Genomic DNA, 365 nt, shown 5'->3' on the forward strand with positions numbered 1-365 from the left:
GACCCTTCGCGGTTGAGTTATCCTGAGCTTCAGGTGGTATCTGTAGGGGAGGCCTGCCCACCTTCCCTTGCGGAAGCATGGTCAAGTTACTGTAGGTTTATGAATGCCTACGGTCCTACGGAATACACGGTATATTCACACTTGTATGAAGTAAAAGAAGGTGTAGCAGACCGGGCTACCGTCCCTATCGGTACACCCATCTTCAATACCCATACCTATATTCTGGATAGTTCAGGAAATCCAGTGGGCATTGGTATTCCCGGAGAGCTTTATCTGACAGGACCCGGCATAGCTCGTGGATATTTGAACAGGCATTTGCTCACCCAGGAGAGATTTGTACCCAATCATTTCTTTTTATCGGAACA

The 365-nt window shown here is 47.9% G+C and carries 1 protein-coding gene; it reads left to right on the forward strand.

Annotated elements, in window-relative coordinates; translation table 11 throughout:
- The coding region (locus C900_RS27905) for an AMP-binding protein (protein WP_040497700.1) at window positions 1-365 on the forward strand (365 nt) is incomplete at both ends.

Origin of the sequence: Fulvivirga imtechensis AK7 (assembly GCF_000331535.1) — a bacterium.
Taxonomy (GTDB): Bacteria; Bacteroidota; Bacteroidia; order Cytophagales; family Cyclobacteriaceae; genus Fulvivirga; species Fulvivirga imtechensis.